This window comes from Bacteroides sp. NSJ-48, from assembly GCF_014287405.1.
Taxonomy (GTDB): domain Bacteria; phylum Bacteroidota; class Bacteroidia; order Bacteroidales; family Bacteroidaceae; genus Bacteroides; species Bacteroides stercoris.
The window spans coordinates 1-14534 of record NZ_JACOOD010000035.1; the positions used below are offsets into that span (position 1 = coordinate 1).

Annotated in this window: 6 protein-coding genes; 3 read left to right on the forward strand and 3 right to left on the reverse strand. The window is 42.9% G+C overall.

The features are described from left to right. Positions 1-239: 239 nt before the first annotated feature. Both H8S52_RS14575 and H8S52_RS14580 read right to left on the reverse strand, forming a co-directional pair. Positions 240-2186, reverse strand: coding sequence for a RagB/SusD family nutrient uptake outer membrane protein (locus tag H8S52_RS14575; RefSeq protein ID WP_022104962.1), 1947 nt, complete (start codon positions 2184-2186; stop codon positions 240-242). Positions 2187-2201: 15 nt separating this feature from the next. After that, entirely contained in the window at positions 2202-5267 is a 3066-nt protein-coding gene (locus tag H8S52_RS14580; protein WP_117667668.1) for a TonB-dependent receptor, read from the reverse strand. A gap of 441 nt (positions 5268-5708) precedes the next feature. Here H8S52_RS14580 and H8S52_RS14585 point away from each other — a divergent pair, with 441 nt between their 5' ends. The 3 genes from H8S52_RS14585 (at position 5709) to H8S52_RS14595 (ending at position 14052) form a co-directional block, all read left to right on the forward strand. Then, a complete protein-coding gene (locus tag H8S52_RS14585) occupies positions 5709-9794 on the forward strand; it encodes a two-component regulator propeller domain-containing protein (RefSeq protein ID WP_186910100.1) in 4086 nt (1361 codons plus the stop codon). Positions 9795-9889: 95 nt separating this feature from the next. After that, a complete protein-coding gene (locus tag H8S52_RS14590; RefSeq protein WP_186910101.1) occupies positions 9890-12643 on the forward strand; it encodes a heparinase II/III family protein in 2754 nt (917 codons plus the stop codon). Positions 12644-12657: 14 nt separating this feature from the next. Further along, positions 12658-14052, forward strand: coding sequence for a glycosyl hydrolase family 28 protein (locus tag H8S52_RS14595; RefSeq protein ID WP_186910102.1), 1395 nt, complete (start codon positions 12658-12660; stop codon positions 14050-14052). Between the two features lie 158 nt (positions 14053-14210). On the opposite strand, the gene H8S52_RS14600 is transcribed toward H8S52_RS14595, so the two are convergent. Beyond that, on the reverse strand, positions 14211-14534 hold the full coding sequence (locus H8S52_RS14600; RefSeq protein ID WP_186910103.1) for a hypothetical protein: 324 nt from the start codon (positions 14532-14534) through the stop codon (positions 14211-14213).

Here is a 14534-nt window from a genome sequence, read left to right on the forward strand (position 1 = left end):
GTCGCTGCAAGCACTTGGCTATGACGGTGGCGAATCTTGTCGTAATACATCAATTGAACTTTTTAGGCCACAAAGATAAGTCAAAGAACGCTTTAATCAATTATTCGATATAAACTCTAATATAAAAGCTATATTTTCTCATCATATCAATATTTATAAAAAAACCGCTTGCAGATACCTTGGAGACATCTACAAGCGGTTTCGTTGAATACCTATTGCGAACTTATCCCAAAAGACAGTTATCTGTATTCAGGATTTTGGTAGTTCTTTTTCTCGTCAGCACTCATTTCCATACCGTCAAGTTGTCCTTGTGGGATAGGACGTAGATAATGTCCGGGTTTGATAGTACGTGTATAAGTCACGATATTGCGGTCTCCTTTATCATTTCCGCAGATTTCGTAGCTATCGGCATATTCGTTCCACTTTTGTGTGCGGACAAGGTCGAACCAACGATAGCCTTCACCATAGAATTCACGTGAACGTTCATCTAAGATGAAATTGATGTCAATTGTTGCCGGAGTTTCAGCTGTTAATTGAGAACCATAATCCACGTCCATTTCTTCGTTTTCTGCATTATTGAATGTCCATTTTCCAGCACGATCGCGTAAAACATTAACTAATTCACGTGCACTCTTATCAGGCTTGGTTGTTGCTCCCTTTACTGCCGCTTCTGCTGCAATAAGGTAAAGCTCGGAGAACTTGGCAATATTGTACGGGCGTGTACTACCGGCATTTGGCTGGCCTGGACCAGTGCCGTTATCTGTACGATAGGGACCAAGCTTCCAAAGACCGGGGTATACGCGGCGGCTGATTGCACTGGGACCCATTACATAATCACCACGTCCTGTTATAACTCCTGCGCCAGTATTACTGTTTCCTGCACCATCTGGATATTGAATGTTAGGGTCATCTTCCGGAAGGAAGGTCAATAAAGGTTCTCCTTCAGCTACTGCAATTCCGTTAGCTCCTGAAACGGTTGTCCAATTGTTTCCATTTGTAGACCAATTACCGCGGTAAACGGTTGTAAATGTTCCATCGTAACGGGAATCTTTGGTCTTATCTTTAAACGTCTTTGTGAATACACCATGGGGAGGGGCCATACGAGTCCATGGACGACCATAGGCTTGTTCTGCAACACGAATTACGGGTGAAATAGTATTGCCATCTTTGTCTTTAGCTTGAATGTCCGTGTAATTCCAGTTCATCATCCAACCGGCAAAATTATCAGGGGCACCACCACTACCGTAACTCAAGCTACCACCATTGTAATATTCATCTTCTTGCGTGTGATCTGCATATAACAGAATTTCTTTGTTACGATCGTATGGACCGGCATTAACTTGGTAGAAACTTTCCATCAAGCCATATGGACCAGGATTGTCAATTGCTTCAGTTGCAATATCATACGCTTGTTGATAATACCATGCAGCATCATGTCCATCGGGATCTGTGCGGTCGCATTCCGGATATGTGGGGATATTATTGGGATTTTCCAACCACCAACCATACGTCAGATATGCTTTTGACAAGTATAAACGTGCTACAGTTTTAGTAACTCCACCTGTTACACGAGGGTTATCAGGCAGATTGGTGATAGCTGTTTTTAAATCGGGAAAAACGGCTTTAGTGTATACTTCGGGAACGGTGTTGCGTACAGAAGTGCGTGATGTTGATATGTTGAATTTTAATTCACCGGCACCCAAATCCAATGGCACACCGCCGAAAGTCTGTACTAATAAAAAATAGTCCATACCGCGGAAGAAATGTGCTTCGGCGAGAAGAGCCTCGGAAACACCTACTTTAGAACCATTTTCAAGGACACCATTAGCTGTGTTGATATTAGAGAAAGCTGTTCCCCACAGTACATCCGAACGACTGCTGCTTGCTGTCAAACTCCCCACACCTGATAAGTCGGCATCTTTGAAGTTTCCATCGGCGGATTGGGCATAAGTTGCTTCATCTGTTCCTGTCAAACATGAATTGTAATAGTATGCTTGTCCGTAAATATAACGTAAGTGTGCATACATGGAAGTTATACCGCCTTCTACACCTTTTTCAGTTTGAAAGAAAGTTGGTTCATAAATACTACGTGGTTGTTCATCCAGGATATCTGAGCAAGAAGTTGCAAAGAGCAAGGCTAATGCCGTAGTTCCCAGAACTCTTATATTAATAAATGTTGGTTTCATGCTTTCAAAGTTTAATTAGAATGTCAAGTTAATGCCAAATAAATAATTACGTGTGGAAGGGGCATTGGTTCCCACAGTCAAGAAACGCTTTTGAATGCCACTTGTTACTGCCACATTCTCATTACCGTAAGAGTTGGTTTCCGGATCCAGACCTGTCTCTTTATGGAATGGAGAACATATTACAAACGGGTTCTGTATTGATACATAGGCACGTAAACTTTGAATACCGAAGTTTTTCAGCCATTTCTGTTCGTCAAATTTGTAACCTAAAGAAATGTTGCGGACTTTCCAGTAAGAAGCGTCAAAATATCCTAATGTACTACCATATTTGGGATTATCACCACTTTGGATACCACCCGGTTTCGGGTATTTGGCATTGGTGTTTTCTTCTGTCCAATAGTCCACATCTACCTGGCCTCTACGTCCAGTCAACATGTTCAGATAACCGTTAGAGTGATGTAAGGTACTGATAAGCTTGCCTCCGCATTTAAACGCTGTGATGACATTCAAGTCAAACCCTTTATAGGCAACGCGTGTGCTGAAACCTCCTGTAAACTTTGGTTCCATACTGATAATTTGGCGGTCGTCTGGTCCGATTTGACGAACAGGGGTGCCATCTTCATTATATTCACCGGTATATTTTACTTTAATCATACCAACGTTTCCACCTGGTTCCAAAATATCAAGATAGGGGTCACCTTCTTGCCATAGACCTATTTTTTCATAGTCATAAATAGCATCAATAGGATGACCAACAAACCAGTTGTTGGCTTCATCACGCTCAGCTCCGGATGCTAATTCTGTCAGTTTATTGCGATTTGCTGATATATTTATACTTGCATCCCAAGTCCATCCGTTGTGGTTGTCAAGAATTGTTCCGTTTAATGTGAATTCTACACCTTTGTTTTCGGTTTTTCCTACGTTACCTACATAGCTGCTTACACCTGAAGTTGAAGGAAGATTAACACTTTGCAGCAAATCGGATGTTTTCTGAATGTAATATTCAAATGTTCCCGATAAACGGCCGCCAAGCAATGTGAAATCCAGACCAAAGTTCCATGTAGAAGAATATTCCCATCCTAAATCATAATTCGGCAATGCAGATACATAGTAACCTGTGGCATAGCCAGTAGGTCCGAAGTTATAAGGGCGTGTGGATAATTTTCCCCATGTGGAATATGGGGCTACGGCTTGATTGGAAGTTTGTCCGTATCCTACACGTACTTTAAGGATGTCCAACCATTCAAGGTCATCCATAAATGATTCTTGACCAATATTCCAACCTGCAGATACAGCCGGGTATGTATGCCATTGATGGCCTTTTGCCAAGCGGGAAGATGCATCGGCACGAACAGTTGCCATCAGCATATAACGGTTATCGTAAGTGTACATGGCACGTCCCATCCAAGACATCAAGCCACTTTTTTGGTAGTCCCAATTGTCTGGATTAACGGTGATAGTACCTTCTGCACGACCTAAATTATAGTATTGCAAATATTCTGCAGGAATATCACGTGCAGCAATATGCGATTTGGTATAAACAGTTTCCTCTGCAGAATACATACCTACTATGTTCAGTTGATGCTTGCCAAATGTACGGTCGTAAGTTATTAGATTCTCTATTGCCCAGTTAGTCGTTTCTGTATGTTCTAAAGATGCAGTAGATGGAGTATCGGCTGTTGAGCTATTTATACCTTCACCGGTGAAGACACCACCTTTAGTAGAACGGTAGTTCAAGCCCAAATTGACACGATATTTTAAACCTTTTACCCATGGGCATTGTACTTCAGCAAAAAGGTTGTTGTAGGTACCAAAACCTTTCTTTTCATTTAACCAACTATCTTCCAAATTTTCCACAACATCACGTGTCACAACAAAATTTTCATCCTGGCTGTTGAGCTTAACTGTTCTCTTCAGACTTCCGTCTTCATTGTACGGATTGGCAAGTGGAGTGTTGTTAAGTACGCTATATAAGTCAATATTAGAACCTTTTGTTACATTATAGTTGCTATTGGTAGTTAATCCGAAGCGGAAGTATTTACCTACACCTTGGTCAAATGAACCGCGTAATGAATAGCGGGTGTAATTTTGTGTAGGAATAACGCCCTGATCCTTGTAATAGGCTGCACCAAAACTATAACTTCCATTGTTTGTACCGCCAGCTACACTGACATCATGGCTGTTTACCATGCCTGTACGGTATAGAAGGTCTTGCCAGTCCGTGTTCATATCGTCTGATTCATCTAAGGAGTTTTCAAATTTACCGGCATATTTACGCATTTCAGCATATTTGGGTCCGTCCATCATAGGATATTTAGAGAATACGGATTTTGCACCTACATAACCGTTATATGTAAATTTGGCAGGTGTACCTTGGGCTCCTCTGTTCGTAGTGATTAAAATAACACCATTAGCACCACGTGAACCATAAATGGCAGTGGAAGAAGCATCTTTTAGAATATCCATGCTTTTAATGTCACCGGGATTAATATCAGACAGGTTTCCCATGAAAGGAATACCATCCAACACTACTAACGGGTCATTAGAAGCAGTCAGTGAACGAGTACCACGAATACGGATTTGCATGGTAGCACCAGGCTGTGAAGATGTCTGCGTCATATCTACGCCGGCTACACGATTTTGTAAGGCGTACGTAATATTCGTAGAAGGCATTTCTTGCAGTTTATCACCGCCTACTGATGCGATAGACCCCGTTACATCTGATTTTCTTGCTGTACCGTAACCGATAACGACTACTTCCTCCAATGCTTTGGAGTCTTCTTTTAATATAATGTTGAGATTAGTGTTTCCTTTGATAGCAATCTCTTGTGTGACATATCCGATATAGGAAATTACTAACGTTGCATTTTTTTGTACAGTCAACGAGAAGTTTCCGTCCAAGTCGGTTATCATACCATTGGTTGTTCCTTTTTCTGTTACGTTGGCACCAATAACCGATTCGCCTAAGTTATCTTTCACAATACCCTTTACCGTGATATTCTGAGCAATACTGCACAGAGGTATCAGGCAGAGTAACAATAATAGCCCCAGGGGCCTAAAATAATAAGTTGTGCATTTCATAAAAAACAAGGTTTTAATTAAATAAAAATGTTAAATCAAAGTATAGACTTATTAAGGTTCTTTTTATGTTATCATATACTATCTTTTTTATGTTAGACATTTGTTTTGATTCTCTGTTGGTTAGCAATGAAGTGAAGAACGTATTCCCAACTTCTGGCGTATACAAAAATATGAATTATTTAGCGAACGGTTGGTTATGAATGATACCTTTGCTTTGTTTTTTGTAACATGGGCTTTTATTAGTGTTACATTGTTTTTTGTATATGTTACATTGATGAAAAGATGTAATGCAGGGATGTTATATAGAGAAAAATAACTAAATTGTTTTCTTGCATTTTATGAATAAGCAAAGTTTTTAATCACAAAAACTATATAAGTATCGGAATAAATTGCTTTTTGTTTATCTTTGTCGCACTTTTGTATCTAATAAAAAGAGAAACTATGAAAAAATGCGTTTGGAAGATACTTATAATATGTTTGTGTTGTATGGTTCAAGGAGTTGAGGCACAGACTGGGAAAGTATATACCACAGATATGGGATTGTCCAGTAGCTTGATAAATCAGATATTTCAGGATCAGCAAGGCTTTGTTTGGGTTGCCACTGAGTATGGATTAAATAAGTTTGACGGCTTACGTTTTACCAATTATCGGCATGTTTCGGCAGACTCTTCTTCTATCAAAAATAACTATGTACGTACATTGTTTGAGGATAGCCGTTGCAATTTGCTGGTAGGCTGTATTGACGGGTTGATGAAGTACGATCGTGAGACAGATACCTTTTTGGAAATTCCAATGTTCCGTGCCGGTAAGCGGGTGTTTTCGCACATAACACAGATGCAGGAATTGCATAATGGGGAAATTTGGCTGACAACTACCGGTCAAGGCATGTTTCGTTTGGATGAGCGGCAGACACAGGCTGTTTCTGTAGATGATCTTCTGAAACAGTCGAATTACAATTTCCAATCTTGTTTTTATGAAGACTCCTATTATAATATTTGGATAGGAACTTATGGAAATGGACTGATTTGTTATATGCCTGCAACGAAAGAAGTGCGCGTCTTCAAAGAACCGGTTCTTGTTGATAACAATATTGCTACCATAATAGAGGATAAGCAGGGAAATCTTTTTGTAGGTACCAAAAAGAAAGGGCTATTACGTTATAACAGAAAAGAGAACAACTTTACTCTTGTTCCCTATATGGGGAATGAATCTTTGTCTGTTAGTTGTATGTCTTTGGTGGATAACCGGTTATTGGTTGGCACTGACGGGCAGGGGCTGAAAATATATAATTCTGTAAAGGGACAGTTGGAAGACTATACCATTAATTCGGCTCCAATGAATTTTTCGGATGGTAAGATCCATACAATCTTGGAAGATAAGGATGATAACCTATGGCTGGGATTATTTCAGAAAGGGATAGTTTTGATACCGAAACAAGAAAATCCTTTTGAGTATTATGGACACAAGTCCATTTATTATAATCCTATCGGACAAGGATGTATCATGTCTATTTTTCAAGATAGTAATGACCATTTATGGATCGGCGCAGACAATGAGGGTGTATACGAACTGGATGCAGAAGGGAAAAGGCTGAGGCATTATCAATCGGGGAATTCTGTTCGTTCTGTAGCTGGTACGATAATGTGTATTTATGAGGATACAGACAAAAATCTCTGGTTCGGTTCCTATACACGTGGGGTTGCTAAATTCAATCGGAGAACAGGGGACTATGAATATCTTTTGCCTATTGATGATGAAAGTGTATTGGCAATAACCGAAGACAAACAGAAAAATTTATATATCGGGACATTAGGTTCCGGCTTTTATCGATATAACTTGAAGACTGGAGATTTAAAGCATTATGAATCTTCTAAAGATGAAACAAATGATTTAAAAAGGAATGAACTTGCTAATGATTGGGTGAATTATATATATTGTGACAGCGAAGGACTGATATGGCTGGGACATTATAAAGGAGTAAGTTGTTTTAATCCGTCGACGGAGAGTTTTATTAATTATAAAAAGGTTAATACATTGATTTCCTGTTGTGTAGGCTATGTTATCCAAGAAGATTTTTCGGGTAAGATTTGGGCTGGTACGACCGATGGGTTATATTGTTTTGATAAAAAGACGGATAGGCTGGAAAGGTTTACAATGGCAGACGGTTTGCCTAGTAATGTGATTTGCGGATTGAGTGAGGATTCCCGGCATGACATATGGATTAGCACCTATATGGGGATCAGCCGGTACGATATAAACGATAATCGCTTTATTAATTACTATTCGGGAGATGGGCTGCAGGGCAATGAATTTACTCATGGTGCTTTCTACAAGAATAGGAACGGAAAGATATATTTCGGTGGTGTTAATGGTATTACGTCTTTTCTTCCGGAAAGCATAGGCAATACTTCAAAAGAAGCTAAGGTATGGATTACTGATTTTTATATATTCAATAAGCCTGTACATAAGAATACTCTTTCAGGGGGGAAGCCGGTAATCTCTACTTCGGTACAGGATGCTAAAAATTTCCGGTTGTCTTATAAAGATAATACATTCAGCATCGTTTTCTCTACATTGCAGTACAATAATCCCGAGCAAATTTCTTATCAATACAAAATCGATGAATTAGGTTCCCAGTGGCTTAATACCGAACCGGGAGAGAATCGTGTCACTTATAATAATTTGCCGCCCGGCAAATATACTTTCCAAGTGCGTGCTCTCAATTATGGCAATTATTCGGAAACGCGTACTGTAAAGATTTTGATCACTCCTCCCTGGTATCAGACCTGGTGGGCATATTGCATTTATACTGCTTTAGCCGGACTGTTGGTATTGGGCATTATCAACTATATTCTGTCACGTATGCGCCATCGCCGTGAAATAATGAAACGGGAACATGCCGAACAGTTGAATGAGGCAAAGCTGCAATTCTTTATCAACATATCCCACGAGATACGTACGCCGATGACGCTTATCATCAACCCGTTGGAGAAACTGTTGGCGGATAAAAAAGATAACGAGCTGCATAAAACGTATTTGATGATTTATCGCAATGCGCAACGTATTCTTCGTTTGATCAATCAGTTAATGGATATCCGTAAGTTGGATAAAGGGCAGATGTTTATGAAATTCCGCGAAACGGATATGGTAGGTTTTATTGATGATTTGATGCAGACATTTGAGTATATGGCTCGTAAGAAAAATATCCGTTTTACTTTTGAGCACGAGATGCCTCAATTAAAAGTGTGGATAGACCTTAATAACTTTGATAAGGTGCTGATGAATATTTTTTCCAATGCCTTTAAGTATACTCCGGAAGGGGGTGAGGTACAGGTCCGCTTGTCAACAGGTCGGGATATTACACGTCGGGATGCATTACGCGAATATTTTGAGATTGTGATAACGGATAGCGGTATCGGCATTGACAAGGATAAAATAGAGCGTATTTTCGAACGTTTCTATCAAATAGATAATGACGTAACAAAGTCTAATTTCGGGACCGGTATCGGTTTGCACTTGTCTCATTTATTAGTGCAGTTACATCATGGTGAGATTTTTGCCCAAAACAGGGAAGATACTTCCGGAAGTCGTTTCATTCTGCGTATACCATTGGGATCGGCACATTTGCGCACTGATGAGTTGGAAACAGTAGATGAAGAAACAGTGATGTTTCACACTATTGAAAAGCCTGTTTTAGCGAAACTGGAAGAGTTGGCTGCTGAGGAAGAGGGAGAATCTAAAACCAATATGAAGGCAAAGACACGTTTACGGGTATTGGTTGTGGAGGATGAGGATGAAATCAAGTCTTATCTGAAATCGGAATTATCGGATGAATACAAAGTGGAGACTTGCAGCAACGGTAAGGAGGCGTATGATTCGATTCTGCGTGATGCGCCCGATTTGGTTATCTCCGATGTTATGATGCCCGAAATGGACGGACTGACTTTGTGTCGTAAAATAAAGCAGAACACCAATGTAAATCATGTTCCTGTAATTTTGTTGACAGCCAAATCCAAACCGGAAGATACTTTGGAAGGGATGGAAACCGGTGCCGATGCTTATATGGTGAAACCTTTCAACACGGAATTGTTGAAAAAGACTATTGCCAACCTGATAGCCAATCGCAAACTGCTGCGTAACAAATTCAGCGGGGCTCAACAGCAAGAGGATAAAATGGAAAAAATTACAATGAAGTCCAGTGACGAGATATTGATGGGCAAGATTATGAAAGTGGTGAATGAACATCTGGACGACCCTGCACTGAACGTTGAGATGCTTGCTTCCGAGGTCGGATTGAGCCGGGTACATGTACATCGTAAGCTAAAGGAACTGACGAATCTTTCTGCCCGGGACTTTATTAAGAATATTCGTTTACAGCAAGCCGCGACTTTATTGGCGCAAGACCAAAAGCTTACTATATCGGAGATTGCTTATGCCACGGGATATACCAACCTGTCGCATTTTTCCAGTTCTTTCCGCGAGAAATATGGAATGTCTCCGAAAGAGTATATGAATCAACACACATAAATATCGGTTTGAAAGCAGAAAGGATGCTAAAAAGTTCTTGACTATTGAGTGTGCGAGGCAGGTTGTGCGTATTCCTTTTCAAAACGAATTGAAAGATGAGAAAAGCCATATTACTTTTACTGCTATCGGCGGTTACAGCATTGCAAGCGCAAATCGATGTCCGTACCCTGCAACTTTCTCAGACGCATCCCCGTTATCTGACGAATGCCGACGGGAAGCAGGTTACACGTGATTTAATAGAGAATGAACCATGGGCAAAAGAGGTGTTCGATAAACTGAAAGCAAAGGCGGATTCCTATACCCGCCTGACCGAGGCGCAGCCGGACTGGCTTTTGTCGCGTCTTGCCATGTACTGGAATTCCCATGCCACCGATGTATATATAAAAGGTGAAAGTTTCGACCATGCAGGCGGAACGAAGGCTCCCGTTCCTACGGTGCGTTATACCGGTACGCGTGGCACATTCGCCACTCACGGACGTCCCAAATTGGCGGATGTCATTCCCTACGACGATGATAAAGACGGTAATGTCACTTTCCATAACAACTCTCTGCCCGGCCGTCCTTTGGAAAAAGTGCATCCCGCCAAGACGGGGCGTAACATCGAAAGCCTGAACCGTGAGATTATGGGAATTGCCCGTGATGCGGCTTTCCTTTATTGGCTGACCGATGAAGAACGGTATGCCCGCCTGGCAGCCGGGGTTTTCGATACCTATATGCAAGGTATCTATTACCGCAATGTCCCTGTCGATTTAAACCACGGTCACCAGCAGACACTGGTCGGTATGAGTTCGTTTGAGGTAATCCATGAAGATATACTTTATGATATTGTTCCCCTTTATGACTTCCTGTACGGGTACTTGGCGGTTCATTATGCCGATAAGATGGGTATCTATGCCGGAGCTTTCAAGAAATGGGCGGATAATATCATAGCCAACGGAGTCCCCCATAACAATTGGAATCTGATGCAGGCGCGTTATGTAATGGATATCGGCATGATACTCGAAGATGATGCTCATTACGCCGACGGCAAAGGGCGCGGTTATTATATCGATTATGTACTCAACCAATCCGGCATCCGCCAATGGAGCCTGAAAAAACTTGCCGACTACGGATATGATTCTCATACGGGCATTTGGGCGGAATGTCCCGGTTACAGTGGTGTGGTAATGAATGACTATGCCAACTTTACAAGCCTCTTCGACCGTAACCTGCATTGTGACTTGACAAAGGAACTGCCGGTACTTCCCAAAGCTGTGGCAGCCACTCCGCAGTATTTGTTCCCCAACCGGATGATATGCGGTTTCGGGGATACCCATCCGAATTATCTGAATACCACGCCTGTTGTCCGGATGATTGAGAACGCTCAAGTCAATGGAAAAGAGGAGCAGGAGAGATATTTTACTGCTTTGCTGAAATGTCTTGACCCTGATGCCGGGAAAGCTGCGGCTAAAAAAAATGTACGTGTGTCTATCAATTCTTTTTTTGACGACAAGCCTTTGACGCTGAAGCCGGATATCCGGGCAGGCAAGATAGAGGATTATGTATCTCCTTTATTTTACGCACCAAACGTGTCGTGGCTGGTACAGCGCAACGGTATGCACCCGCGCCATAGTTTGATGATTTCCCTGAACGCCAGCGAGGGCAATCACATGCACGCCAATGGCATTTCGATGGAGCTTTACGGCAAGGGGTATGTGTTAGGCCCTGATGCCGGTATCGGTTTATACCTGTATAGCGGATTGGATTATGCCGAATATTACTCACAGTTTCCCAGCCACAATACGGTATGCGTAGACGGCATTTCCAGTTATCCGGTGATGAAGAGCAATCATTCCTTCGATTTGTTGTCCTGTTTTCCGGCATCTTCCGCAGCTGCGGCGGCAAAGGATAAATTCCCTTCCGTTACGTACAGCGATGTTTATTTCCGTGAACCGGAAAGCCGTGCAGACCAGACACGCATGATGAGTATCGTTACCACCGGTCCCGAAACAGGCTACTATGTAGATATTTTCCGTAGCCGCAAAGAACGCGGCGGAGACAAGATGCACGATTATTTCTATCATAATCTGGGACAGGAGATGACCTTGACTGCTGCCGACGGCACGGACCTGCACCTGCAGCCTACCGAAGAACTGGCTTTTGCCGGTGCGCATCTGGGAGCCTATTCTTATCTGTTCGACAAGAAATGCGCCCGTACCGCTAAAGATGTAAAAGCCGTCTTTACAATCAGAATGCCCGATAAGGATGATATTCGGATGAATATGTGGATGAAAGGTGAAAAAGACCGCACGGTGTTTTCCGCTCTCAGCCCTATGACCGAAGGGCTGAGCCGTACGCCGGGCATGCCTTACAATATTAAGGAACAACCTACCCTTACCTTTGTTGCCCGTCAGAAGGGTGAGGCATGGAACCGGCCTTTTGTAGCCGTTTACGAACCTTCGACGGTAAAGGAAGCCGAGCAGATTTCTTCCGTTACTTTTCCGGAGGTGGAGAGTAAGCAGCCGGGCAGCCATGTAGGGATTTGCGTAAAACAGAAAAACGGGCGTACGGATTATATTCTGTCTTCGGACGGTGCAACTCATCCTTGCTTGATGGATAACGGCATGAAAGCCTCTGCCACCTACGCTCTGTGGGGAAACCGACTGGGAGAGGACTGTACTCTCTTTTTAGGGAACGGTACGCTGTTGCAAACCCCTTCGGCTTCGGTCAAAGCCGATGTTCCGGTGAATGTGTTGCTCGAAAAAGAAGCGGACGGATGGTATTATACGGCATCCGGCACTTGTACGGTAACATTAGGCGGAAAGACGTACAAGATAAAGAAAGGTGTGACGAAGAAAACCAAATTGTAGGAGGAAGCCGGGTGATGGGACAAAAGGTATGGGTTATATTGCTTGTGTGGGCATGCTTCGGCATGACTGCCCGGGCACAGTTGAAAACTTATCCGGAAGGGTTGCATACGGGGCTGCCACACAATGATGATTATACGGTGCGTGTCCGTATGCCCGGCGGGGAGTGGCAGGATGTGTTTGAATACAAGGTGCAGGTCGATTTGGACAAGCCGCAAGACGCTTCCATGGTACAGTTTGATATGGGCAGTCCCGTGGAAGTCATGGTAAAGAAGAATAATGGTACGGTGCGTGAGGTTGCCATACGTCCCCTGAACAATGAGATAGCCTTTCGGCAAGTGCAAAACACAATCTTTTTCTCCTTAGATAAGCCCCGGTACCTCTCGGTGGAGTTCAATGGCGACCGCCTGCACAATTTACATCTTTTTGCCAATCCTATGGAGAAGGAGGTTTATTCCGGGGAAGCGAAAGGCGTTATGTTCTTCGGTCCCGGTGTGCATCGTCCGAAGGACTTGCCCAACAATCAGATACGCGTGCCAAGCAATACTACTGTTTATCTGGCGCCGGGTGCGGTGCTGAAAGCCAAATTACTGGTTGATAATGCGGAAAATGTCCGTATCATCGGTCGTGGAATATTAGACCACCCTGTCCGCGGTATTGAAATAACCGATTCCGAAAATGTATTGGTCGATGGAATTACGGTGGTGAATCCGGAACACTACACGGTGTTCGGAGGCGGCTCTTCGGAGATAGTTATCCGTAACCTGAAATCCTTTAGTTGCAGAAGCTGGAGTGACGGTATTGATATGATGTGCTGCCGCAAGGTCCTTGTCGATAATGTTTTTCTCCGTACGAGCGATGATTGTATTGCGCTCTATAACCACCGCTGGAACTGGTGGGGAGGTTCAAGCGATATTACCGTACAAAACTCCGTTCTGTGGGCGGACGTTGCGCATCCTATCAATGTAGGCGGGCATGGCGATCCGGATTCTTCAACAGGCGAGGTTATCGAGAATCTTACTTTCCGTAATGTGGATATTCTGGAACACGATGAAGACGACCCGATGTATCAGGGATGCATGACGGTAGATTGCGGTGATAGAAACCGGGTACGTAATGTCTTGTTCGAGGACATCCGTGTAGAGAACATTCAGGAAGGTCGTCTTTTTTATGTGAAAGTCCGTTTCAATCCTAAGTACGACAGGCAGCCCGGCAGTAGTATCGAGGGGGTTGTATTCCGTAATATCACTTATACGGGAGTCGGCGAGAACCGTTCGCTCATTCAAGGGTTAAGCCGGGACGGCATGGTAAGGAATGTGACGTTTGAGAATGTCATTATTAACGGAGAGAAGATGCGCGACTTGAAAGAGGCAGTGACAAATGAATTCATTAGCAATGTAAGCGTAAAATAACCTAAGCTCAACCGACAAATAATGGTACATTTGTCATCACTCGTCACTTTTGGCTTCAATTGGTTGATTATATGATAGTTGAGAGGTTGTAAGAAACATGATAACAGTGACGACCAAACATCGGTCGTCACCGCTTTTGGGGTATATTTCGTTGCTTTTTATTCCGTAATGCGTTGATTAACAGCTTTTACATCTGCCTTGTACGCCCTTAATTTCAATATTGTTAAAATACCTTTTTCCATCGGCAAATTGAGGTCATCCAGCGTATTGTTCTGCATAAGTCCCGTAATTCCGCTGTAATTCTTGCGTGTAAATTCGGATATTCTCCACGGGCTGTTCGGGGAAAGCCGGAAGATAAACAACGCTTTGCTTCGTTGTTTTTGTTTGTCCGGACCCTGCAAAATACCGTTATGCTTATGGTAAAACCCCGTTTTGCAGTTGCAGGCCCGGCGGTTGCCGGTTGCGGGCTGTCGGGCCCGCAT

Coding starts and splice junctions, on each gene's coding strand:
- H8S52_RS14575 (WP_022104962.1), bottom strand. CDS start 2,186: ATGAAACCAACATTTATTAATATAAGAGTTCTGGGAACTACGGCATTA.
- H8S52_RS14580 (WP_117667668.1), bottom strand. CDS start 5,267: ATGAAATGCACAACTTATTATTTTAGGCCCCTGGGGCTATTATTGTTA.
- H8S52_RS14585 (WP_186910100.1), top strand. CDS start 5,709: ATGAAAAAATGCGTTTGGAAGATACTTATAATATGTTTGTGTTGTATG.
- H8S52_RS14590 (WP_186910101.1), top strand. CDS start 9,890: ATGAGAAAAGCCATATTACTTTTACTGCTATCGGCGGTTACAGCATTG.
- H8S52_RS14595 (WP_186910102.1), top strand. CDS start 12,658: ATGGGACAAAAGGTATGGGTTATATTGCTTGTGTGGGCATGCTTCGGC.
- H8S52_RS14600 (WP_186910103.1), bottom strand. CDS start 14,534: ATGCGGGCCCGACAGCCCGCAACCGGCAACCGCCGGGCCTGCAACTGC.